The sequence below is a fragment of the Caulobacter sp. P1_D6 genome (genome assembly GCF_056406095.1).
The window spans coordinates 1-24,023 of the sequence record NZ_JBFUAW010000006.1; the positions used below are offsets into that span (position 1 = coordinate 1).

Consider the following 24,023-nt stretch of genomic DNA (forward strand, 5'->3'; position numbering starts at 1 on the left):
GCGCCGACACCTCCCCCACAGGGGGAGGACCTTGGCGGCACGCTTCGCCGCCTCACGCAGGAAACCCGCTGAGCTGAATGGGAAGGGTGCGAAGCGCCCGGGCCTCGCCCGGATGATTTGCAGTTTGAGTACCGTTTCGACGAAGTTCAGGCGCTTCGCGCGGCCGTTATCCGGAAGCCTTCGGATCGCGGATTTTTAACCCGCTCCGATGGAGGCCCCCGACGGGCGGAGCATTGGCTTGCTCCGGACCGCACGGGCGATTTCAGCCCGTGCCTGCCGCACTCGCCGATCCCTCGCCGCCAGGGCTTCGTCCCGTGTTTCAGGGAACCTGCCCAGGACGCCCGAAGCGTCACTCAAGACCATCGACGAACGCTTCCCGCTCGACCACCCCCGAAAGCCGCATCGGTCGCCGTACGTGCGCCCTTCCCGTGCTTTCAGGTGAGATCAGGATACGGGCGGTCCGGGAGGGTGAGGACCAAAACGGGTCGAGAAAGTTCAGGGCGTTGAAATCGTGGTGGTTTGTTCGCTATCCGCAGAGCGTAGACGCCTCTTGAACCCTCCCTCATGGAGAGAGGGCTCAAGAAGGCGCCCTTTCCGCCATCACCCCTGACGTCATCCACCAAGGCTTTAAGGCGTGGCCCCATCCGGGGCGGATGGGGCTCACCTACGAGTGGACGTTCCGAACGTCTGACATGGGTGGTTGTCGGACAGCGGGGTGATACCTTCACCATATCGCAACTGGAGGTATGAGTGGCCTACGCAACGATCGACGCCGTGATCCAAGAATGGTCCGAGCGGCATAGCCTAGTGCTCAGCACAGAGTTTGGCGGCCGAGAACGTCGCTTTTGCTATGTCTCAGGCGGCCCACAAGAATGCTTTCAGGTGTCCATCGAACCTCCTGAAGCAGCAAAGGTTCTCGTGAACGCTTGGTCGATCGAGACGATTGATGACGCAGAGTTGCACGCGTCTTGGACAGTTGACGCTCATGATCTTCCACAGGCATTGGACGCAGCTTTGAGGCAGGTCCGTGCTTGGGACGCACGGCCTAAAGGTGCAGCCACATGGCACCCGCCTGCAAGCTGGGAAAAGACCGACTAGGGTCGAAGGTGCGATCAAGGCGCCCCCAATTCTCATTGGGAGCGCCCGGCCGTATCCCTCGGGGGGCGAAGCCGTAGTAACGCCCGTTTCAGGCAACGACATTCCCCAATAGCAGACCTATCGAAACGGCGTAGATGGGTCGAAAGCCGACTTCGGCGCCCGGCCCCAAGCCCCCTACCGCGCCACGCTGGCCCGCGCCCGCTTCAGGCCCGGACGCGTGTTCGGCGCCCCCGCCTCGTTCTGCTCCAGCGCCGCCAGCAGGTCGGCCTTCAGCGCCGTGACCTTCTTGGCGTCGGCCACCTTCCCGCCCTCGGACGTCTGGACATAGAAGGCGTCGACCGCCCGCTCGCCGTAGCCGTCGATGTGGGCCGACTGGATGGACAGGCCGTTGTCGGCCAGGGTGCGGGCCAGGGCCTGCAGCAGGCCCGGACGGTCGCGGCCCGAGGCCTCGACCACCGTGGCCTCGTTGGAGGCCTCGTTGTCGATCACCACCGTGGGCGCGATCGAGAAGGCGGCGGTGCGCGACAGCTCCGCGCCGCGCCGGGGCTCGACGGCGATCGGCTCGCCGCGGCCGGCGGCCTCCAGGGCGTCGGCCAGGCGGCGCAGGGCGCGCGGGTTCTCGCAGCCCAGGGCCGCGCCGGTCACGTCCTGCACATGGAAGACGTCCAGGGCCTGGCCCTGGCGCGAGGTGAAGACGCGGGCCCCGACCACGTTGCCTCCCAAGGAGGAGATGGCGAGAGCCAGGTCGGCGAACAGGCCGCGACGGTCCTTGGCGGCGATCACGATCTCGGCGGCGTTGGCGCCGACCGGCACCCGGCCCTCGGCGGCGGCCCCGCCCTGGATCGCCGCGCGGCGGGCCAGTTCGGCGTGGGCCTTGAGGTCGTCCTGCGAGAAGGCGCCGAAATAGGCGGCCTCCATGGCCTGGGCCCAGCCCTTGGCGGCGGGGTCGGCCTGGACCAGGGCCTCGCGCGCGGCCTCGGCGGCGGCTTCCTGATGGCGCTGGACGCTGGCGGCGGCGTCGCTGCCGCGCCCACCCCGGAACACCGCCTCGGTGGCGTTGTAGAGCTCGCGCAGCAGCTGGCCCTTCCAGCCGTTCCAGACGCCCGGACCGACGGCCCGGATGTCGGCCACGGTGATCACCAGCAGCAGGCGCAAGCGCTCGGGATTCTCGACGATGCGGGCGAAGGCGGCGACGGTGCTGGGATCGGCCACGTCGCGCTTCTGGGCGAAGTCGCTCATGACCAGGTGGTTCTCGACCAGCCAGGCCACCAGCTCGACCTTCAGCCGGTCGACGCCCAGCCGTTCGCAGGCGCTGCGGGCGCTGCGGGCCCCGGCCTTTTCCTGGCCTCCCACCCCGCCCTTGCCGGTGTCGTGCAGCAGCATGGCCAGGAACAGGGCTTCGCGGTCCTCGATCAGCGGCATGATCGACACGGCCAGCGGGTGATCGTCGACCAGCCGTCCGGCGGCCATGTCGCCGATGATGCCGACCGCCCGCAGGGTGTGCTCGTCCACCGTGTACGAGTGGTACATGTTGAACTGCATCTGGGCGACGATGCGGCCAAATTCCGGGATGAACCGTCCCAGCACCCCGGCGTCGTTCATCAGGGTCAGGGTGCGGTAGGACCGCTTGCCCCGGGCCAGCAGGTCCAGGAACGCCCCGGTCGCCTGCGGGTCGCGGCGGACCTTGGACGTGATCAGGTGCAGGTTGCGGGTCACCGCGGTGAAGGCGTCCGGATGCAGGTCCAGGTCCCGCTCGTCGGCGGTCCTGAACAGCCGGATCAGGTTGACCGGATCGGTCTCGAACACCTGCGGGCCGTCGATGTTCAGCCGGCCGCCGTCCTCGTAGAAGCCGGCCACGTCCAGCGCCTTGCGCTTGGGTCGGCCGCCCCCCGGCAGGAAGCGGGAGATGCCCTTGGGCTCGTGCTTGAAGTGCTCGGCCTCCAGCTTGGCCGAGAAGGCGCGGGTCAGGGCCCCGACCTCCTTGGCCACCAGGAAGTAGCGGCGCATGAAGCGCTCCACCGCCGGGGCGTCGCCGCGGTCGCCGTAACCCATGCGGCGGGCGATCTCGGGCTGCAGGTCGAAGGTCAGGCGCTCTTCCGGACGGCCGGTGGCGAAGTGCAGGTGGGCGCGCACGGCGTGCAGGAAGTCGAAGGCGCGGATGAAGCCCTTGGCCTCGCGGCGGTCGAACACCTCCAGCTTGAACACGTCTTCCGGCCGGTCGACCGGATGCAGGTACTCGGCGATCCACATCAGGGTGTGCAGGTCGCGAAGACCGCCCTTCCCTTCCTTGACGTTGGGTTCGACCATGTAGCGGCTGGCGCCGGCCCGGGCCTGGCGGTCGTCGCGTTCCTTGAGCTTGGCGGCGACGAAGGCCGCGCCGGTGCCCTTCATGACATCGTCGCGGAACCGCTTCTTCAGCTCCTCGCCCAGGCGCTCGTCGCCGGTCAGCCGGCGGGCCTCCAGGATCGAGGTGCGGATCGTGTAGTCTTCCTTCGAGAGCCGCACGCACTCCTCGATGGTCCGCGAGGCGTGGCCGACCTTGAAGCCCAGGTCCCACAGCGCATACAGCATGAACTCGATCACGCTCTCGGCGTGCGGCGTCTGCTTGTAGGGCCGCAGGAACAGCAGATCGATGTCGGAGAACGGCGCCAGGGTGCGCCGACCGTAGCCGCCCACCGCCAGAAGGCACAGGCGCTCGCCCTCGGTCGGGTTGCGGGCCCGGAACACGTGGACGGTGGTGAAGTCGTAGAGGGCGGTGATCACCTCGTCGGTGACGCCGCTGAGCAGGCGGGCCGTCTCCAGGCCGCCGGCCCCGTTCTCCAGCCGCTCCTTGGCGATCATCCGGCCGCGAAACAGCGCCTGTTTCAGGATCTCGATGGCGCGAGCCCGCTGGCCGGCCTCGTCGCCGATCAGGTCGAGGGCGGCGGCCGACAGCCGGGCGCGCAGGGCGTGGCCGTCGACGACGTGTTCAAGAGGCGTGGGGCGAAGGCGGCGGGGCATGACGGCTATATGGTGTTCCAAAGCGTGTTCGCCGAACGGTTAGGCGACCCGCGCGCCCTCTCTATAGGATCTCAGGTCTTGAGCAGAGCTTTAAGGCGATAGAGCGCGTCCAGGGCCTCGCGGGGGCTCATGCCGTCGACATCCAGCTCGTCCAGCGCCGCGTCGGTGCGGCTGGGCGCCGCCATGACGGGCGCCGAGACAGGCGCGGAGGCGGCGAACAGCGGCAATTCGTCCAGCTTGGCCGGCGACTCGGTCTTGCTCTCCAGGCGGTCCAGCACCTCCTTGGCGCGGGCCACCACCTGGGGCGGCACGCCGGCCAGCTTGGCCACCTGCACCCCGTACGAGCGGTCGGCCGGTCCGGCGGCGGCCTCGTGCAGGAAGACCAGGTCGCCGTTCCACTCCTTGGCGCGCAGGCTGAGATTCGAGACGTGGGCCAGGCGCGTCTCCAGCGTGGCCAGCTCGTGATAGTGGGTGGCGAACAGGGCGCGGCAGCGATTGACGTCGTGCAGGGCCTCGGCGCAGGCCCAGGCGATGGCCAGGCCGTCATAGGTGGCCGTGCCCCGGCCGATCTCGTCCAGGATGACCAGGCTGCGCGGGCTGGCCTGGGTCAGGATGGCGGCGGTCTCGACCATCTCCATCATGAAGGTCGAACGGCCCCGAGCCAGGTCGTCGCCGGCCCCGACGCGGCTGAACAGGCGGTCCACGACACCCAGGCGCAGGGACTTGGCCGGCACGTAGCAGCCCGACTGGGCCAGGATCGCCAGCAGGGCGTTCTGGCGCAGGAAGGTCGACTTGCCGGCCATGTTCGGGCCGGTGACGATCGACAGCCGCGCCCCGGCCTCGCCGGCCGCGTCCAGGCGGCAGTCGTTGGGGGTGTAGGGGTCGCCGGCCCGCTTGACCGCGGCCTCGACCACCGGGTGGCGGGCGGCGCGGGCGTCGAAGGCCAGGGACTTGTCGACGGTGGGGCGCACGGCCCCGGCGTCCTCGGCCCACTCGGCCAGGGCGGCGGCGACGTCCAGCTTGGCCAGGGCTTCGGCCGCCAGCTGGATCGGCTCGGCCAGGGCGACCGCTTCGGCGCGCCAGTCCTCGAAGGCCGCGACCTCCATGGCCAGGGCCCGCTCGGCGGCCTGGGCGATGCGGGCGTCCAGGTCGGCCAGCTCGACGGTGGTGAACCGCACCTGGTTGGCCAGGGTCTGGCGGTGGATGAAGACAGCGTTCAGCGGCGGCTGGAACAGCGGGTCGGCCTTGCCGGCCGTGGCCTCGACGAAATAGCCGAGCACGCCGTTGTGGCGGATCTTCAGCGGCACGCCGCTTTCCTGGCACAGACGGGTTTCCAGGGCGATGACCACCCGGCGGCTGTCGTCGCGCAGGGCGCGGGCCTGGTCCAGCTCGGGACGCACCCCGGCGGCCACGTAGCCGCCGTCGCGGGCCAGGGCCGGCAGGTCGGGACCCAGGCCGACTTCCAGCTGGGCCAGCAGGCGCGACAGACCCTCCTGCAGCGACGGCGTCAGGGCCTTCAGGGCGCTTTCCAGCTCGGCGGGCGGCGGCGACAGCGGGTCGCCCGAACCGCCGACCATGCCGGCCAGCTTCTCGCCGGTCTTCAGGCCGTCCTTGATGCAGCCCAGGTCGCGCGGACCGCCCCGGCCCAGGGCGAGGCGCGACAGAGCGCGGGCCATGTCGCCGGCGCCTTTGAGCACCTCGCGCAGGCGTTCGCGCAGGGTCCGGTGGTCGACGAACCATTCCACCGCGTCCAGGCGGGCGTCGATGGCGTGGGGGTCCAGCAGCGGCCGGGCCAGGCGCGAGGCCAGCATCCGGGCGCCGCCGGCGGTGACCGTGCGGTCGATGACGGCCAGCAGCGAGCCGTTGCGGTCGCCCCCTTGGGTGCGGTCGATCTCCAGGCTGGAGCGAGTGGCAGGGTCGATGGCCATCACGTCGGCCTCGGCGGCGCGGCGCGGCGCGCGCAGGGCCGGCAGCTTGCCGGCCTGGGTCATTTCCAGGTGGGCGGCGATCAGGCCCAGGGCCCCGATCTCGGCCGACGAGAGACCGCCGAACCCGTCCAGGGTGTCGACGCCGTAGAGCCGCTTCACCCGGGTCTCGGACGCCTGGGGCTCGGACAGGGCCGACGGCATGGGCTGGATCAGCCCGCCGCAGATCTTCAGGGTCTGGGAGAGGTGCTCGTCGGACAGCAGGCGGTCGGCGACCAGGGTCTCGGACGGGGCCAGGGCCGCCAGAATCGCCGCCACGGCGTCCTTGGCGACCAGGAAGCACTCCACCTCGCCGGTGGACAGCTCGACGGCCGCCACGGCCGCCTGGCCGGCCCGCATGGCCACGGCGGCCAGGCGGTTGGCGCCCCGGGCGTCCAGCAGGCCGTCCTCGGTGAGAGTGCCGGGCGTGACGACGCGGACGATGTCGCGACGGACCACCGACTTGGAGCCGCGCTTCTTGGCCTCGGCCGGATCTTCCATCTGCTCGCAGACGGCGACCTTGAAGCCCATGCGGATCAGCTTGGACAGATAGGCCTCGGCCGCGTGCTGCGGCACGCCGGCCATCGGGATCGGCTGGCCGTTGTGGGTGCCCCGGAAGGTCTGCGAGATGCCCAGGGCGGCGGCGGCCTTGTAGGCGTCGTCGAAGAACAGCTCGTAGAAGTCGCCCATCCGGAAGAAGATCAGGGCGTCGGGCTGCCGCGTCTTCATCTCGAAGAACTGCTGCATCACCGGGGTCGCGCCGGTGGCGTCATAGGTCTGGACGGTGGGGGAGGCGGGGGCGTTCATCCGGCCGGAAACTACAGTGCGTCGGGCGCCGCGTTAAGAGAAAGCGACATTGCCACGACGCCAAAGAGCCGCTTAGTTCCACTCAAGCTTGATCGGGGGATTGAATGGCGGCGCAGACGTTGCAGAAAGCGGACGCGGACGTCGAACCGGCCCCGCGCTACAAGCCCGACTGGCTGCGCAAGCCGTCCAGCGAGGACATGGCGTGGGCCTATCCCAATCGGGCGCAGCGGGAAGAGGTCGGCGGCAAGGCCGTGCTCCATTGCCTGGTGGCGCCGGACGGCGGGCTGATGCGCTGCGAGGTGGCCAGCGAGGCGCCGGCCGACTACGGCTTCGGCGCCGCCGCCCTGGCCCTGGCGCCGCAATTCCAGATGACGCGGCCGCCCAGCGACGCCAGGAACCCCTCGGAAGTCACCATTCCGATCAGTTTTCTGACGCCCGGCTCCAGGTCGTCGGCGCCGGATTCCGATGCGGCGCCGCCGCGCCCCGCGACGCCTTCGCCGCTGGGCGTGGTCGTCTCGCGCGGATGGGATTGGGTCGCCGATCACGCCAAGGCGCAGTCGGGTCCGCTCATGGCGATCGCCGGCGTGGTGATCCTGGTCGTTCTGGTCGGCGTCGCCCTTCGCCGCTGGTCGCGGCGCGCCGACGGCAGGGATCTTTCGGGACCCAACAGCGAACGCCGCTAGACGCCGGAAACGAACAAGGGCCCGGAGCGACGCCGCTCCGGGCCCTTGCCATGTCTCGCGAGCGTCGCCGCCTAGCTGCCGGTGACTTCTTCCCAGAAGCGCTTGGCCTTGCCGACGAAGTTGGCCGACTTGGGGTTCTGCTTCTCGCTGCACAGGCCGGCCAGCTCCTGGAGGAGCTCTTTTTGCCGTGCGGAGAGGTGGGTCGGGGTTTCCACGAACAGCTCGACCACCAGGTCGCCGCGCTGGCGGCTGCGCAGGGACGGCATGCCGCGGCCTTTCAGGCGGACGGTCTTGCCGGTCTGCGAGCCTTCCGGGACCTTGACGGTCTGGCGGTTGGAGCCGTCGCAGTTCTCGCCGCCCAGCAGGCAGGGGGCCTCGATCTCTCCGCCCAGGGCGGCCACGGTCATCGGCACCGGCACGGTGCACAGCAGGTCCAGGCCGTCGCGCTCGAACAGCTCGTGCGGGATCACCGACAGGAACAGGTAGAGGTCGCCGCGCGGGCCGCCGCGGGCTCCGGCGTCGCCTTCGCCGGCCAGGCGGATGCGGGCGCCGTCATCGACGCCGGCCGGGATGCGCACCGACAGGATGCGCTCGCGGCGCACCTGGCCGTGGCCATGGCAGGTGGTGCAGGGGTCGAGCACCAGGCGGCCCGTGCCGCTGCAGCGGGGGCAGGCGCGCTCGACCGCGAAGAAACCTTGGGTGGCCCGCACGCGGCCGGCGCCGCCGCAGGTGCCGCAGACCGTCGGGCTGGTGCCGGGCTTGGCGCCCGAGCCGTCGCAGACCTCGCAGGTGATGGCGGCGGGAACCTTGATCTCGACCTCGGCGCCGGCATAGGCCTGCTCGAGGGTGATCTCCAGGTCGTAGCGCAGGTCCTGGCCGCGCTGGGGACCGTTCGACTGGCGACGGCCGCCGCCGAACATCTCGCCGAACACGTCGCCAAAGACGTCGTTGAAGATGTCGCCGGCGTCGGCCCCGCCGAAACCGCCCGGTCCGCCCTGCTGACCGTTCACCCCGGCATGGCCGAAGCGGTCGTAGGCGGCGCGCTTCTGGGCGTCGGACAGCACCGAATAGGCTTCGTTGATTTCCTTGAAGCGCGAGGAGGCGTTCTCGCAACCGCCATTGCGGTCGGGATGGTGCTCCATCGCCATCTTGCGGAACGCGGCCTTGAGGGCGGCGTCATCGCAGCCTCGGGCGACGCCCAGGACTTCGTAATAGTCGCGCATCGTCAGGGTCGATCACTAGCCATGTTGGATAAGGAGGTGGGAGCGCTCCCGCCCAGCCGCAAGCGGCGGGCAGGAGCCTTGTTCCCGAAAGGCGGCGTGGGCGAAACAGCCGTTAAGGGTTTCGCCCCGCGACCCATGGTCACGCCGACGGCTTGGAGTCGTCGACTTCTTCGAATTCGGCGTCGACGACGCCGTCATCGGCGGCGGCTTCGTCGCCGCCTTCAGCGCCTTGCTGGGCGCTGTACATCGCTTCGCCGAGCTTCATCGACGCCTGGATCAGGGCCTGGGTCTTGGCCTGGATGGCCTCGACGTCCTCGCCTTCCAGCGCCGACTTCAGGTCGGTCAGGCCGGTCTCGATCGCTTCCTTCTCGGGAGCGCCGACCTTGTCGCCGTGCTCGGCCAGGGCCTTCTCGGTCGAGTGCACGATGGCCTCGCCCTGGTTCTTGGCCTCGACCAGCGCCTTCTTCTTCTCGTCCGAAGCCTTGTTGGCCTCGGCTTCCTTGACCATGCGCTCGATGTCCGCGTCGGAGAGGCCGCCGTTGGCCTGGATGCGGATCGAGTGCTCCTTGTTGGTCGCCTTGTCCTTGGCGTGGACGTTGACGATGCCGTTGGCGTCGATGTCGAAGGTGACCTCGATCTGCGGCACGCCGCGCGGCGCCGGCGGAATGCCCTGCAGGTCGAACTGACCCAGGAACTTGTTGTCGACGGCCATCGGGCGTTCGCCCTGGAAGGCGCGGATCGTCACGGCCGACTGGTTGTCGTCGGCGGTCGAGAAGGTCTGCGAGCGCTTGGTCGGGATGGTGGTGTTGCGCTCGATCAGCGGGGTGAACACGCCGCCCAGGGTTTCGATGCCCAGGGTCAGCGGGGTCACGTCCAGCAGCAGCACGTCCTTGACGTCGCCTTGCAGGACGCCGGCCTGAACGGCGGCGCCCAGGGCGACGACTTCATCGGGGTTCACGCCCTTGTGGGGTTCGCGGCCGAAGAAGTCCTGCACGGCTTGCTGGACCTTGGGCATGCGGCTCATGCCGCCGACCAGGATCACCTCGTCGATGTCGCTCTTCTTCAGGCCGGCGTCCTTGAGGGCCTGTTCGCACGGACCGATGGTCCGGGTGATCAGGTCTTCCACCAGGGCTTCGAGCTTGGAGCGCGACAGCTTGATGTTCAGGTGCAGCGGGCCCGACGCGTTCATCGAGATGAAGGGCAGGTTCACTTCGTACTGAGCCGTCGAGGACAGCTCCTTCTTGGCCTTTTCGGCCTCTTCGCGCAGACGCTGGAGGGCCAGCTTGTCCTTGCGCAGGTCGACGCCCTGCTCCTTCTTGAACTCGTCGGCCAGGTAGTCGACGATCCGAAGGTCGAAGTCCTCGCCGCCCAGGAAGGTGTCGCCGTTGGTCGACTTCACTTCGAAGACGCCGTCGCCGATTTCCAGGACCGAGACGTCGAACGTGCCGCCGCCCAGGTCGTAGACGGCGATCTTCTTGCCTTCGTTCATCTCCAGGCCGTAGGCCAGGGCGGCCGCGGTCGGCTCGTTGATGATGCGCAGGACTTCCAGGCCGGCGATCTTGCCGGCGTCCTTGGTCGCCTGACGCTGGGCGTCGTTGAAGTAGGCCGGAACGGTGATGACCGCCTTGGTCACCGGCTCGCCCAGATGGCTCTCGGCGGCTTCCTTCATCTTCTGAAGGATGAAGGCGGAGACTTCCTGCGGGCTGTAGTCCTTGCCGTGGGCCTTGACCCAGGCGTCGCCGGTCGAACCCTTGACGATCTCGTAGGGGACCATGGCCTTGTCCTTGGCCACGACGGGATCGGCGAAGTTGCGGCCGATCAGGCGCTTGATCGCGAAAAGGGTGTTGGTCGGGTTGGTGACGGCCTGGCGCTTGGCGGGTTGGCCGACAAGGCGCTCGCCGTCCTCGAGGAAGGCGACGACCGAGGGGGTGGTGCGAGCGCCTTCGGCGTTCTCGATCACCTTCGGGGTCTTACCGTCCATGATGGCCACGCACGAGTTCGTGGTGCCAAGGTCGATACCGATAATCTTGCTCATGTTGAGACCTGCAGCTCCTGATTGGCGGACGGCGGTGACAAGGGCCTTAAGGCAAGCGCCCCGGTTTTTCTCGAGCCGTCCCCGTCTGGTCGCGTTCTAAACGGTTGATCCAAATCCTCACCCTCCAAACGACGTTCAGAGGGAAAGCGTTCGTTCAATCGAAGTTGACGAGCCCGTCAACCCCGCTTCGATGCCCGATATGGGGGATGGGCGCCAGCCTGCAAGCCCAATCCCGCATGGAATGAAGGGGAATCGTGACCTGCGACGAAATAGGCCGCGCTCGAAAAAGCGCGGCCCTTCCGTCAGATAGGCGGCGAGAGCGGCCCGAAAGCCTCAACTCGCGTTCGCTGAATCCACTCAGAGAGCGGGTTTTGCGAGCGGTTTTGCGAACGTGTCCGCCCTAGCCCTTTTTAGCGACCCAGGCCGAGATCTGCGGCAGCGCGGCCTTGCGGGACTTGATGCGGTCGGTGATCGAGGCCACCGATTTGTCGGCCTCGCCGCGCGAACCGGCCGGCAGGCTGGCGGCGGCGTAGGCCGTCACCTTGCCGATCATCGCCGGATCGGCCGAGGCCTTGGCCAGACCCGGGATGAACTTGGTGCTCGAGGCCGCGTCGACCTTGCCGTTCACCGCGTCCTTGTGGGCGACGGCGAAGTCGAAGGCCAGGTCGGGGTGCAGCTTGGCCACCGTCGAGATCATGTTGGCCGACAGGGTTTCGCCCGGCTCGTCGGTCAGGGCCAGGTCCAGGGCCTTGGCGGCCAGGGCCGGATCCTCGGCCGAGGCCAGCTGGGTGTACAGCTGGTCGTGGATCAGCGGGGTCTTCTCGGCCTTGGCCTGGGCGCGCAGGGCGTCCCAGGCGGCCGCGTCGGCATGGCGGCCGACCGAGGCCAGGATCGCCTTGCGCAGCGGGCCGGGCACGGCGGTCGGATCGGTCTTGTCGGCGGCGTAGCGGCGCTTGGCCTCGGCGATCACCGCGGGATCACCCAGGGTGCTGAGCGCGCCGATCAGGCTGGCGCGCAGGGTGGCGACGGGGCCCGTCTCGCCGGCCTTGGCGGTCCAGCCCACTTGCTGGAACACCGGCGACAGGCGGGCGACGGCCAGCTTGCGGAACGCGGCCTGCTCGGCCGGCGCGCCGTCGTACATGCCGTCGACGGTGGTCAGGACGGTGGCGACCTTGCCCCAGACCTGCGGATCGGCGTCGGCCGGGGTGGCCATGACCAGGTCCAGGGCGTCGGTGACGGCCTGCTGGCCGTTCAGGCCCAGGGCCCAGGCGTCGGAGATCACGCCCAGCTGGTCGATGGCCGGCAGCTTGGCGAAGCCGGCCGACACGCCGGCGAAGGCCTTGGGCGTGTAGAGGGTGCGGAAATAGCCGGCCTGGCCGGCGTTGACGACCACCGGGCCGCAGCCGTCGACGCTGAGCGAACCCTTGCCGCCGACCACCAGGGTCTTGGCGACGCTGCTGGAGCCGGCGACCTGGGCCGAGACCGGCACGCGCCAGGCCAGGGGGGTCTTGGTCGGCTTGTCGCGGCTGAACTCGCCCTGGGTCAGGGTGACGGGGGTCTTGCCGGCCCCATTCGTGCTTGGCGTGCAGGCGCCGGTGTCGACCGTGATCAGCGGGATGCCCGGCTGCAGGGTGAAGTCGTGGGCGATGGCGGTGATCGGCTTGCCGGCGGCCTTCTCGACCTCGCGCCACAGGTCGTCGGTCTGGGTGCTGCCGTGGGCGTTGGCCTTGATGTAGGACCGCACGCCGGTGCGCCAGGCCTCATGACCGACATAGGCCTCGAGCATGCGGATGACCGCCTCGCCCTTCTGGTACGTGATGGCGTCGAAGGCCTGGCTGGCCTGGTCGACGGTCTCGACGTGCTGGACCACCGGGTGGGTCGTGGCCAGCGAGTCCAGGCCCATGGCGTATTCGCGATTGCCGACGGCGCTCAGCTGGCTGTTCCACTCGGGGTGGAAGTGCTCGGTGGCCCGGCCCTCCATCCACGAGGCGAAGCCTTCGTTGAGCCACAGGTCGTCCCACCACGACATGGTGACCAGGTCGCCGAACCACTGGTGGGCCATTTCGTGGGCCACGGTGGTGTAGATGTTCTCGCGGTCGTTCTGGGTGGAGATCGCCGGGTCGTCCAGCAGGGCGTATTCGAAGTAGAAGATCGCGCCCCAGTTCTCCATGGCGCTGAAGAACTGGCTCTGGCCGGGAGCGGCGATGTGGTCCAGCTTCGGCAGCGGGTAGGGGGCGCCGAAATAGTCGTTGTACCACTCCAGGATCGGGCCCGAGGACTTCAGGGCGAAGTCGGCCTTGGCCAGGTCGCCCTTCTTGGTGATCACGCCCATCTCGACGTCGCCGACCTTGGCGGTGGCGCGGTCGAAATCGCCCAGGCCGAAGAACAGCAGGTAGGTCGACATCTTGGGCGAGGTGGCGAAGGTCACCTTGGACTTGCCGCCGCCGAGGTCCTCGGTCTTGGCGATCGGCATGTTGCCGATGGCCATCTGGCCGGTCGGGACGGTCACCTGGACGTCGTAGGTGGCCTTGAAGAACGGCTCGTCCCACGAGGGGATGAAGCGGCGGGCGTCGCTGTTCTCGAACTGGGTGTAGAGCGCGCGCTTCTTGCCCTGGTCGGTGTCGTAGTCGAGCGCGAACAGGCCGGCGGCCTGCTTGTAGATCTTGCCGCTGTAATCGAGGGCCAGGACGTGCGCGCCCTTGGCGACCGGCTTGTCGAAAGTGAAGGTGGCGGTCTGGGCCTCGGCGTCGACCGTGATCTTGGCCGCGCCCTCCTTGGCGCCGCCTGGGCCGACCATCTCGGCCTTGGCGAACGCCAGGTCGGCGGCCTGCAGGGTGATGGTGTTGGTCGGGGCGGCGACGTCGATGGCGATCTTCACCGAGGCGGTGAAGGTCAGCTTGTCGGCGTCGGGCGTGAAGGCCAGATCATAGTGGGTCGGGACCACGCCGCGCGGCAGCTGGGTCGTGACGGTGGCGGCGGTGATCGCGGACTTGGCGGGGGCGGCTGGCGCGGCCAGGGCGGAACCGGCGGCAAAAACGAGCACGGCGGCAGCCGCGGAAGAGAGAAGTCGACGCATGAACGGCCCTGGATTTGCAAGATTTGTTCGCCGGAAGGTCCGGCGGGCGCAAACCAACACTGTCGCAACGCGTCTGGCGCATTAAATCTCCGTAATGATTAAACCGATCAGTGTTCTGCCAGGTTTCGACCTATGGCCCGGATTGCTGGACCCCAAGGCCCAGAACGATTTGACGCGCCTGACCCTGGCCGCCTTAGAGACCGCGCCCCCCGCGAATTACGAGACCGCCTATGGCAAGGCGATGAGCGTGGCCATGACCAGCTTCGGCCCGTTGGGCTGGACCAGCGACAAGACCGGCTATCGCTACGCCGACCGCCATCCCGGGACCGGCGAACCCTGGCCGGAGATGCCCCAGGCCCTGCTCGATCTCTGGGCGGAACTGGGCGATCCGGAGACCCCGCCGGACTCGGCCCTGATCAACCTCTATCGCGGCGACGCCCGCATGGGCCTGCACCAGGACCGCGACGAGGCCGATCCGCGCTTTCCGGTGCTGTCGATCTCGCTGGGCGACACCGCGGTGTTCCGGATCGGCGGAACCTCGCGCAAGGACCCGACGAAGTCGCTGAAGCTGTCGTCGGGCGACGTCTGCCGGCTGTCGGGACCGGCGCGGCTGGCGTTCCACGGGGTGGACCGGATACTGGCGGGGTCGTCGGGGCTCGTGCCGGGGGGAGGGCGGATCAACATCACCCTTAGGCGAGCCCGCGCCGCCTAAGGCCCTCCCCCTGTGGGGGAGGCGATCGCGAAGCGATCGGTGGGGGGATATTGAGCGGGCGGACCACTCCCCCCTCCGTCGGCTCCGCCGACACCTCCCCGACAGGGGGAGGACCTAACGAAAAAGGGCCGCCCCACCGGGACGGCCCTTCATCATCTCAAAACCCCGAAACCCCTACCCGCGCAGCTTGCGGGTGATCGTCTCCAGGTCCTGGCTCAGGACCGGATCCTCGGCGCGCAGGGCCTCGATGCGGCGCACGGCGTGCAGGACGGTGGTGTGGTCGCGGCCGCCGAAGCGCCGGCCGATGTCGGGCAGCGAGCGGGTGGTCAGTTGCTTGGCCAGCCACATGGCCGCCTGGCGCGGACGGGCGATGGCGCGGTTGCGGCGCTCGCTCAGCAGGTCGGCCTGTTTCATGCCGTAGTGCTCGGACGTCGCCTTCTGGATGTCGTCGATGGTGATGCGCTTCTCGCCGGCCCGCAGGTGCGGACGCAGGATCGCCTGCACCTCGTCCAGGGTCAGGCGCGAGACGCCTTCGCCGGCCCGGGCCGACAGGGTGTTCAGCGCGCCTTCCAGCTCGCGGACGCTGTCGGTGAAGCGGTCGGCCAGGAAGTGCAGGACCTCGGTGCGCAGGGTCGGCTCGAAGCCGTGCTGGCGCGACAGGGCCTGCAGCTTGCGGTCCAGGATGCCCAGGCGCAGGGCGCGGTCGGCCGGCTCCAGGCCGCAGACCAGGCCCGCCGACAGGTGCGAGCGCAGGCGGGCGTCCATCTCGGTCATCGCCGCGGGGGCGCGGTCCGAGGAGAACACCACCCGGCGGCCGTCCTCGACGAGGGCGGTCAGGGTGTGGAACAGTTCTTCCTGGCTCGACTGCTTGCCGGCGATGAAGTGCACGTCGTCGATGATCAGCAGGTCGGCGCCGCGCAGCTCTTCCTTGAAGGCCGCGGTCTGGCGATCCATGACCGCCCGCACGAAGGTCGACAGGAAACGCTCGGCGGTCAGATAGACCACCCGCTTGGTCGGGGCCTGGCGCATGGCCTCCCAGGCCAGGGCGTTCAGCAGGTGGGTCTTGCCGAAGCCGTAGGGGCCGTGGAACAGCACCGGGTTGAAGTGTCCGTCGGCCCAGCTCGCCACGCGGCGCGCCACGGCGTGGGCGAATTCGTTGGCCGGACCCGGCACGAAGGTGTCGAACGTGAAGCGTTCCTGCAGACCCTGGACGGGCGAGGGCTTGGCGCCGTTGGTCGGGGCTAGGGCCGGGACGTCGCTGGACACCGGCAGCACGATCTCGATCGGCTCGGCCTTGGCGTCATGGCCGGCGGTCACGCCGCCCGAAACGCCATTGGCGGCTTCGAATTCCAGACGCGACTTGAGATCCAGTCGGCGCGAGGTCGGATCGTTGGCCGTCCACAGCTCGCTGACGCGACGCCAGGCGCTGCGACGAATCCAGTCGCGCGCGATGCCGGTCGGCGTCACCACCACCACATCGCCGGCCTGGCCTTCACGCAGCACGGCGGGCGCGATCCACGATCCGAAAGCGGCGTCGCCCAGCTCGCGTTTCAGCACCGTGCAGACCTTGCCCCAGACGACGCCCGCAGGCTCGCAGGCAACCGTCGAGAACGCAGCCGAAAACTCTTGGGTCACTACCCCGCCTTTGGTCGTCATCGGTCACCGCCTCGATATGTCGTGTCATCCCCGATCGCCGCCCCCCATGGCGCACGACCGTGCCTCAAGCCTTCTCTGTCCAGCAGACACAGGGGGTTGATCGGCGAACGCAAGGGTTCGACCGCCGCCAGTGATCTCCATGGACTGGAAGAGCGTTGAGACGCTTAAACTAGCCAGCGGCCCCCGCCGGTCAAACGGAAAACTTGCGTCCGTCGGCGGATATTTCTGTTGACTCGACAGACGTCCTCGCCCGCCAAGGGAATGCTATTTCGGAGCCCCACGTTCACCCACCAGAATGTCCTGAGGACAATCTTGAGTTTGAAAAAAGGCAATAGAAAAAGCCGGCCGAGTTTCCTCGACCGGCTTTTCTAAGTCTTTGATTTCGCTAGCCGAACGGCGTTCGGCGAGAATCTTGATTTAGGCAGCAGCCTGATCAAGCTTCTTCAAGCGAGCCGCCAGGCGCGAAACCTTGCGCGAGCCGGTGTTGGGGTGGACGACGCCCTTGGAGACGGCGCGCATCAGTTCCGATTGCGCTTCGATGAAAGCGGCCTTGGCGACGGCGGCGTCGCCGGCGGCCAGGGCGTCTTCAAACTTGCGCAGGAAGGTGCGCACGCGCGAGCGGCGAGCGGTGTTCACTTCGGTGCGGCGAGCGATCTTGCGGATCGCTTTCTTGGCGCCGGGATTATTGGCCATTAGTTCGGACCTTCAAACGGACAGCCGCGCGGGCGGCCGCGAAGCAGGAGAAATCAAGAGCGCGCGGATATACGGGAACGACCGCCCGGGGTCAATCCACCGAGGCGCCAGAATCTCTCCCGCCATCCCGCGTCCTTGGCAAACGGCCGTTCACGACCCCTTGAACGCCGGTTTGCGCTTCTCGACGAAGGCCGCCATGCCTTCCTTCTGGTCGTCGAAGGCGAACAGCGAGTGGAACAAGCGCCGTTCCAGCTGCACGCCCGTGCTGAGCGTGGTCTCGTAGGCGGCGTTGACCAGCTCCTTGTTCATCGCCGTGGCCAGCGGCGACTGGGCGGCGATCTTGGCCGCCACCGCCAGGGCCTCGTCGACCAGGGTGTCGGCCGGGAAGATCCGCGACGCCAGGCCCGCGCGCTCGGCTTCCTCGGCGCCCATCATCCGGCCGGTCAGGATCATGTCCATGGCCTTGGACTTGCCCACCAGGCGCGTCAGACGCTGGGTGCCGCCGATGCCGGGGGCGACGCCGAGATTGATCTCGGGCTGACCGAACTTGGCGGTGTCGGCGGCCAGGATGAAGTCGCACATCATCGCCAGCTCGCAGCCGCCGCCCAGGGCGTAGCCGGCCACCGCGGCGATGATCGGCTTGCGGGTCCCCTCGATGGCCCGGGCTCCGGCGGCGAAGAAGTCGTCCTTGAACATCTGGGCGTAGGACTTGTCCGACATCTCCTTGATGTCGGCCCCGGCCGCGAAGGCCTTGGCCGAGCCGGTGATCACGATGCAGCCGATCGCGTCATCGGCCTGGGCCGCCGCCAGGGCCTGACCCAGCTCGGTCAGCAAGGCGGTGTTCAGCGCGTTCAGCGCCTCGGGCCGGTTCAGCCGGATCAGGGTCACGCCGGGCGCGGCCTCGGGGGTCTCGACGATCAGGGTCTGGTACGCGGCCATCGGCGGGTCTCCTGTTGAGCGCCGCCGTTATAGAGGGCCAGGCGAGGTTGGGGAGCCCCCCGGGGAGCGGGCGTCGCCTCGGCCGTTCCTTACATCGCGATGAACGCGGCCAACTCGTGCGGTTCGCCGGTGGGGAAGGCGGCCTTGAGGTGCTCGAGAAAGGCCGAGACCCGCGCGCTGAGCAGGCGGCGCGACGGGTAGAGCGTCCACAGGTGGATTTCCGGCCCGTCGACGTCGCCCCAATGGGCCAGGCGACCCGCCGCCAGGTCGTGGCTGACCAGCGACACCGGAAGCCGCGCGACGCCGACGCCGGTCCGGACCGCATCGCGGACCATGATCATCGACGACAGGCCCAGGACGGGATCGACCATCAGGGTCGAACGTCCAGTCGCGCTCGCCACCCTCCAGGCCTCGGTTCCAGACCCTGTCCCGCGGACGACGGCGGGGACGGCCGAGCCGTCCGCGGGCCGGACAAGGTCGGGGCTGGCCACCACCACCAGGCGGTCGCGCATGAAGGCCCGTCCGACCAGGGTCTCGTCGGGATGCGGATTCACGCGGATCACCAGGTCGTAGCCTTCCTCGACCATGTCGACGGCCCGGTCCTCCGTCGACACCTCCAGGCGGACCTCCGGATATTTGAGGGCGAATTCGGCGGCCAGCCGTCCCATCGCCATCTGCGAGAACAGCAACGGCGCGCTGACCCGGAGCAAGCCGCGCGGGGTGTTGCCGCCGGACGCGATCCCGGCCGCGGTCTCGTCGAGTTCCGTGAGCAGGGCGGCGGTTCGCTCATGGAGCGTCCGTCCCTCCTGGGTGAGCTTCAGCGTCCGGCCGCCACGCTCGAACAGGCGCAGGCCGAGGCTGGCCTCGAGCTCCGCGACCCGGCGCGACAAGGTCGCCTTGGGGCGTCCGGCGGCGCGAGCGGCGCGGCCGACCCCGCCATGCCGGGCGACCAGGTTGAAATCGGCGAGAGCCAGCCAGTCCATGTGTTCCACCTGTGGGACGGAGTGTCCAAATCTAACGGCTATTGGGCCAACTGTGGATCACTAATTTGCCGGGTGTCACTTGAACCCCGGAGATTTTCCCATGACCATCCTCGTTACCGGCGCCACCGGCCGTGTCGGCGGCCACGTCGTCCAGCAACTCGTCCAGCGCGGCGCGGACGTCCGCGTGCTCGTCCGCGATCCCTCGAAGGCCAGCTTCCCGGCCGGCGTGCAGGTCGTGCAAGGCGACCTGCTCGACATCGACGCGGTGCGCGCCGCCTTCAGCGGCGTCCGCACGCTGTTCCTGCTGAACGCGGTCGCGGCGGACGAATTCACCCAGGCGCTGATCGCCCTGAACATCGCCCGCGAGTCCGGCGTCGAGCGCGTCGTCTACCTGTCGGTGATCCACGCCGACCGCTTCGTGAACGTGCCGCACTTCGCGGTGAAGTCGGGCGCCGAGCGGATGATCCAGCAGATGGGCTTTTCCGCCACGATCCTGCGCCCGGCCTACTTCATCGACAACGAACTGACGATCAAGGACGTGGTCCTGAACCACGGCCTCTATCCGATGCCGATCGGCGGCAAGGGCCTGGCCATGGTCGACGCCCGCGACATCGCCGAGGTCGCCGCGATCGAGCTGATCCGTCGCGACCAAGCGCCCGGCAAGCTGCCGACCGAGACCCTCAACCTGGTGGGCCCCGACACCCTGACCGGGTCGGACGTGGCGACGATCTGGTCCGACGTCCTGGGCCGTCCGGTCGCCTATGACGGCGACGATCCCACGGGGTTCGAGCACAACCTGGCCAACTTCATGCCCAAGTGGATGGCCTATGAGATGCGCCTGATGGCCGAGCGCTTCGTCGGCGACGGCATGATCCCCGAGGCCGGCGACGTCGAGCGTCTGACCGAGATCCTGGGCCGCCCGCTGCACACCTATCGCGAGTTCGCGGCCCAGGTCGCCGCGACCGCCGCCAAGCCGGCCTGACCGCCCGGCGCGCCCCCTAAAGGATGACGACCATGATCTATTCGACCGCCACCGTTCCGGTGAACCCGGAAGGCGAGACCAGGCTGACCCGCGCGCAGGCGTGGGCGGGCCTGGAGCTCAAGGCCCGCGACGCCCGCCTGTTCCTGCCGCCGGGCCTCTGCACCCGCTGCGACGTCGTCGAGGAAAGCGCGAGCCATTTCGTCCGTGACGCCACGATCGGCGGCGTCGACCTGCGGGAGATCGTCACCCTGGAACCGCGGAGCAAGGTCACCTTCTTCCAGGCCGCGGGACCGCGCGAAGGCGCCATCGTCAACGAACTCTTCGAGGACGAGGCCGGGGCGCTGCAGCTGCGCTTCTACTGCTATCTCGGCCTGCGCGACAAAACGCCGAACGGTCCGGAGGAGCAGGCCGAACAGGCGCAGTTCGACGGCGACACGGGCTACCGGGCCGCGCTGCTGTCGACGCTGAAGCGCACCCGCGAACTGCTCGCGGCGGGCCAGCTCCAGGCTTGAGGACCTAGGGGCGGGACCGTCTCCCTGGAGGCGGTCCCGCCTAGACCTGGCAGACCGGGCAGAAGAAGGTCGAGCGGCCGGCCTGGACCTCGCGGGCGATCACGCCCTTGCAGCCGGGAGTGGGGCAGGGCTGGCCTTCGCGGTCGTAGACCCGGAAGCGGTGCTGGAAATAGCCCAGGGCCCCGTCGGCCGCGGCGAAGTCCTTCAGGGACGAACCGCCCACCTCGACGGCCTCGGCCAGCACCTCCTTGATCGCCGTGGTCAGGGGCCCCAGCCGCTTGCCGGCGATCATCCCCGCCGGCTTGAACGGCGAGATGTGCGCCCGGTGCAGGGCCTCGCACACATAGATGTTGCCCAGGCCCGCGACGGTCTTCTGGTCCAGCAGCAGGGTCTTGGGCCCCTGCTTGCGGCCGTTGAACCCCGCGACCAGGGTCTCGGCGTCGAAGGCGTCGCTGAGCGGCTCCGGCCCCATGGTCGCGAACCAGGGGTGGCGGTCGAGGCGGTCGGTGGCGATCAGGTCCATGAAGCCGAACCGGCGCGGGTCGTAATAGGTGACGACGGCGCCGGGTTCGGTCTCGAAGACCACGTGGGCGTGCTTGTCGTCGGGCGTGACCTCGCGGGCGAAGTCGCCCGGGCGCGTCGAGCGCGCGCCCTGTTCGGAGGGGGGAGCGGCGATCTCGAAACGCCCGGTCATGCCCAGGTGCATCACCAGGGTGTCGCCGCGGTCGAGCGGGGCCAGCAGGTACTTGGCCCGGCGGTCCAGCCGCAGGATCTTCGCGCCCGTCAGCCGCTGGACGAAGCCGTCGGGCAGGGGGAAGCGCAGGTCGGGACGGTTGGCGCGCACGCGGGCCAGGCGCGCGCCGCTCAGCACCGGCTCCAGGCCGCGGCGCACGGTCTCGACTTCAGGCAGTTCGGGCAAGGCGGACCTCGGAGAATGGCGGGTCGCCAGATATCGGGCATACCGCGCGCCGTTCCTAGAGCGGGACACGCAAAACCGGTGACGGACAAGCACGGGCAGTTATAAGAGCCCCATACCCTATCGGGCGCCACGGGCTGGCCCCGGATGATTTCGAGCGCCAAATTCGAGCAATGACATGACCAAGGCCTCCGCCACCTTCGGATTCAAGGACGTCGACGCCTCGGCCAAGGCCGGCCTGGTGCGCGGCGTGTTCGACCGGGTCGCCAAGAACTACGACCTGATGAACGACGTGATGAGCGGCGGCGTGCACCGGCTCTGGAAGGACGCGGTCGCCGCGCGCCTGAACCCGCAGCCGGGCGAGATCATCATCGACTGCGCCGGCGGCACCGGCGACATGGCCCGCCGTTTCGCCAAGATGACCCGGGCGGCCCAGGAGCGGCGCGGCGGTCCCGACGCCGTGATCAACATCATCGACTACAACGCCGAAATGATCGGCGCGGGGATCGAGAAGGGCGGCGCGCCGGAGATCACCTGGACGGTCGGCGACGCCCAGCGCCTGCCGCTGCCCGACGCCTATGCCGACGCCTATGTGATCTCGTTCGGCATCCGCAACGTCACCGACATCGACGCGGCCCTGCGCGAGGCGCGCCGGGTGCTGAAGCCGGGCGGCCGCTTCATCTGCCTGGAGTTCTCCAAGCCGGTGACCGAGGCCCTGTCCAAGGCCTACGACGCCTATTCCTTCAAGCTGATCCCGCAGTTCGGCGAGTGGCTGGCCAAGGATCGCGACGCCTACCAGTACCTGGTCGAGAGCATCCGCCGCTTCCCCGACCAGAAGACCTTCGCGGGGATGATGGAGAACGCCGGCTTCAAGCGGGTGACGATCACCAACTTCACCGGCGGCGTCGCGGCGATGCACCAGGGCTGGGCGCTGTAAGGTTCGGGTCGATCCGACGCCAGCCGGTGGTTTGCGAGGTAAAGCCTGGACGCCTAGCTCGCGGACTTCGTCAGGGCGTAGCAGTCGCTCGGCCCGGCGATCTCGTCGAGCTGAGGGCGCGTCTCCCAGTTGGCCAGCGCAGCTTCGTGGCGAAGTCCGGCCTTGCGCAGGACCGCGGCGGACGCCGTGTTGTTCGGGTGGCATGTCGCCCACACGCGAAAGATCGAGGGCTGGGCGATCGCCCACGCCACCACGGCCGACGCGGCCTCGGTGGCGAAGCCGCGACCCCAGAACGGCTCTCCAAGGATGTAGCCGAAATCTGCCTTGGGTGGCGACAGTCGAACACCCAGAAACTGGCCAGAAGACGTCTCGGTGACAGCCCACGGGAAGGCCGAGCCTGACTGCCAGCAACTTTCACAGCGCTCCGCGAAGGCGACGCTGTCCGCGATGTCGCGGTGGCGTTCGAAAGGCATGAAGCGCGTCGGCGAAGGCTCGCCGGCGTAGGTTCGGAAGATTTCCGCGGCGTCCGACCGCACGACCGGACGGAGATGCAATCGATCGGTTTGAAAAGCTTCCGGCGCCCGCATTCGCCGATGATGCCCTCAGGACGGGAATGTCCGCAACGGGTGGCGGCCTGTCAGCTTCGCCACGGAAGGACAGGCCGCCGTCCGGAAGCGCTATTTGAGCGGCAGGAAGAGTTCGACGACCACTTCGTGCACCGACGCGTTCGGCGGGAACGAAAAGTGTCGTTGGCAATAGACCGGGAAGTCTCGGGCTTCCTCGCCGCTGGCCGGAAGCCAGTCGCGATAAAGGTAGAGCGCGGCCGGCTCCAGATTATGGGTGTCGTGCACGACGCGCAGCACCGCGCAGCGCCCGCCGGGGATCACGCCGGCCTTCATCACCTCGTCGTCAGGCGCGATCGGCCGGTCGGTCCCGATGCACAGGTCCATGCTGTAGTCGGCGGGGTTTTCGGGACTCCGCTCGGACCGGAAGATGTTGAAGGTCGAGCTGGTCTCGGGCGACAGGCCGGCGTCCTTGCGCCAGGCGATGAACCGCTCGATGGTGGCGCCGAGCGTCGCCCGGTCGCCACGATGCTCGAGGATCGCCACCGGCGTTGGAGCGACGTCGCGGATCATCACGTCGTTATGGTCGTAGGTAATCGGCATGAGCTTGCTCCTGGCGTTGTCCAAAGGCCCGAAGGCCGCAAGCCACGGCGCCCAGTCGGGCGATTTGCGGAACGATGAAGGCGATTGGCCGAACCTTTGCCGAAAGGCGCGGGCGAAGGCGTCGGGTGCGTCGTAGCCGGCCTCCATCGCGATTTCCGTGACGCTCTGAGCGTCCCGCGAGGCAAGCCGGTGCGACGCGCGCTTCAACCGGGCAAGCTGGACATAGCGATGCACGGACAACCCGAAGGTCGCCATGAACTGCCGGTGGAAATGGAACTTGGAGAAGGCCGCCACGCGGCTGACCGTTTCCAGGTCCAGATCACCGTCGAGATGCTGGTCGACATGGTCCAGCACCCGCTGCATCCGGGCGTGATAGTTTCTAAGCGCCGCCTTCATCGTCACCGTCTCCGTGGCGCCGCCAGCTAGTCGCTCGCCTGATCGTGCTCGACCGATCTTGCGGTTTAGCGTCAACGGGGCCGACTTTCCGCGCCCCCTGGCCGGTGAGCATCGACGATCGCGGAACCACCGCAACCGCTCGGAGGCGGATTTCCGTTCTGCTGGGAAGGTTTCCGCATGCCGCTTTTCGCGGCTCGCGGCGGGTCGGCGACGAAAGCAGCCTTGACCGGAGCGCGCGGAGCGGG

17 protein-coding genes are annotated in these 24,023 nt (G+C 68.7%); 5 read left to right on the forward strand and 12 right to left on the reverse strand.

Annotation, left to right across the window (positions count from 1 at the left end):
- Positions 1-1,272: 1,272 nt before the first annotated feature.
- Positions 1,273-4,098 carry a [protein-PII] uridylyltransferase gene (locus tag AC1DYP_RS03550; protein WP_477045166.1) on the reverse strand — a complete coding sequence of 942 codons (2,826 nt, stop codon included), beginning with the start codon at positions 4,096-4,098 and terminating at the stop codon, positions 1,273-1,275.
- A gap of 71 nt (positions 4,099-4,169) precedes the next feature.
- Positions 4,170-6,869 carry a DNA mismatch repair protein MutS gene (gene mutS / locus AC1DYP_RS03555; RefSeq protein ID WP_477045167.1) on the reverse strand — a complete coding sequence of 900 codons (2,700 nt, stop codon included), beginning with the start codon at positions 6,867-6,869 and terminating at the stop codon, positions 4,170-4,172.
- Positions 6,870-6,973: 104 nt separating this feature from the next.
- Here mutS and AC1DYP_RS03560 point away from each other — a divergent pair, with 104 nt between their 5' ends.
- A complete protein-coding gene (locus tag AC1DYP_RS03560; RefSeq protein ID WP_477045168.1) occupies positions 6,974-7,552 on the forward strand; it encodes a TonB family protein in 579 nt (192 codons plus the stop codon).
- 71 nt (positions 7,553-7,623) lie between these two features.
- Here the strand turns inward: AC1DYP_RS03560 and dnaJ are convergent, their stop codons facing one another.
- From dnaJ to AC1DYP_RS03575, 3 genes are all read right to left on the reverse strand, one after another.
- Positions 7,624-8,775, reverse strand: coding sequence for a molecular chaperone DnaJ (gene dnaJ / locus AC1DYP_RS03565; RefSeq protein ID WP_477034400.1), 1,152 nt, complete (start codon positions 8,773-8,775; stop codon positions 7,624-7,626).
- A 139-nt stretch (positions 8,776-8,914) separates the two neighbouring features.
- Positions 8,915-10,810 carry a molecular chaperone DnaK gene (dnaK, locus tag AC1DYP_RS03570; RefSeq protein WP_477034401.1) on the reverse strand — a complete coding sequence of 632 codons (1,896 nt, stop codon included), beginning with the start codon at positions 10,808-10,810 and terminating at the stop codon, positions 8,915-8,917.
- A gap of 400 nt (positions 10,811-11,210) precedes the next feature.
- Entirely contained in the window at positions 11,211-13,853 is a 2,643-nt protein-coding gene (locus tag AC1DYP_RS03575; protein WP_477045169.1) for a M1 family metallopeptidase, read from the reverse strand.
- A 127-nt stretch (positions 13,854-13,980) separates the two neighbouring features.
- On the opposite strand from AC1DYP_RS03575, the gene AC1DYP_RS03580 reads away from it, so the two are divergent.
- Positions 13,981-14,598, forward strand: a complete 618-nt coding sequence (locus AC1DYP_RS03580; RefSeq protein WP_477045170.1) for an alpha-ketoglutarate-dependent dioxygenase AlkB — start codon at positions 13,981-13,983, stop codon at positions 14,596-14,598.
- Positions 14,599-14,772: 174 nt separating this feature from the next.
- On the opposite strand, the gene dnaA is transcribed toward AC1DYP_RS03580, so the two are convergent.
- From dnaA to AC1DYP_RS03600, 4 genes are all read right to left on the reverse strand, one after another.
- A complete protein-coding gene (dnaA, locus tag AC1DYP_RS03585) occupies positions 14,773-16,254 on the reverse strand; it encodes a chromosomal replication initiator protein DnaA (RefSeq protein WP_477045171.1) in 1,482 nt (493 codons plus the stop codon).
- Between the two features lie 417 nt (positions 16,255-16,671).
- Positions 16,672-16,947, reverse strand: coding sequence for a 30S ribosomal protein S20 (gene rpsT, locus AC1DYP_RS03590; RefSeq protein WP_007664810.1), 276 nt, complete (start codon positions 16,945-16,947; stop codon positions 16,672-16,674).
- Positions 16,948-17,097: 150 nt separating this feature from the next.
- The gene (locus AC1DYP_RS03595) at positions 17,098-17,886 is read right to left on the reverse strand and encodes an enoyl-CoA hydratase (protein WP_477045172.1); all 789 of its coding nucleotides are present in this window, start codon (positions 17,884-17,886) and stop codon (positions 17,098-17,100) included.
- An 89-nt stretch (positions 17,887-17,975) separates the two neighbouring features.
- The gene (locus AC1DYP_RS03600; RefSeq protein WP_477045173.1) at positions 17,976-18,869 is read right to left on the reverse strand and encodes a LysR family transcriptional regulator; all 894 of its coding nucleotides are present in this window, start codon (positions 18,867-18,869) and stop codon (positions 17,976-17,978) included.
- A 100-nt stretch (positions 18,870-18,969) separates the two neighbouring features.
- Here AC1DYP_RS03600 and AC1DYP_RS03605 point away from each other — a divergent pair, with 100 nt between their 5' ends.
- Positions 18,970-19,851 carry an SDR family oxidoreductase gene (locus AC1DYP_RS03605; protein ID WP_477045174.1) on the forward strand — a complete coding sequence of 294 codons (882 nt, stop codon included), beginning with the start codon at positions 18,970-18,972 and terminating at the stop codon, positions 19,849-19,851.
- A gap of 32 nt (positions 19,852-19,883) precedes the next feature.
- Positions 19,884-20,363, forward strand: a complete 480-nt coding sequence (locus AC1DYP_RS03610; protein ID WP_477045175.1) for an SRPBCC family protein — start codon at positions 19,884-19,886, stop codon at positions 20,361-20,363.
- Between the two features lie 40 nt (positions 20,364-20,403).
- Here the strand turns inward: AC1DYP_RS03610 and mutM are convergent, their stop codons facing one another.
- On the reverse strand, positions 20,404-21,282 hold the full coding sequence (mutM, locus tag AC1DYP_RS03615; protein ID WP_477045176.1) for a bifunctional DNA-formamidopyrimidine glycosylase/DNA-(apurinic or apyrimidinic site) lyase: 879 nt from the start codon (positions 21,280-21,282) through the stop codon (positions 20,404-20,406).
- A 175-nt stretch (positions 21,283-21,457) separates the two neighbouring features.
- Between mutM and AC1DYP_RS03620 the strand changes: the two genes are divergently transcribed.
- Entirely contained in the window at positions 21,458-22,216 is a 759-nt protein-coding gene (locus AC1DYP_RS03620) for a class I SAM-dependent methyltransferase (protein ID WP_477045177.1), read from the forward strand.
- 53 nt (positions 22,217-22,269) lie between these two features.
- On the opposite strand, the gene AC1DYP_RS03625 is transcribed toward AC1DYP_RS03620, so the two are convergent.
- A complete protein-coding gene (locus AC1DYP_RS03625) occupies positions 22,270-22,803 on the reverse strand; it encodes a GNAT family N-acetyltransferase (RefSeq protein ID WP_477045178.1) in 534 nt (177 codons plus the stop codon).
- 90 nt (positions 22,804-22,893) lie between these two features.
- The gene (locus tag AC1DYP_RS03630) at positions 22,894-23,745 is read right to left on the reverse strand and encodes an AraC family transcriptional regulator (RefSeq protein WP_477045179.1); all 852 of its coding nucleotides are present in this window, start codon (positions 23,743-23,745) and stop codon (positions 22,894-22,896) included.
- Positions 23,746-24,023: the final 278 nt, after the last annotated feature.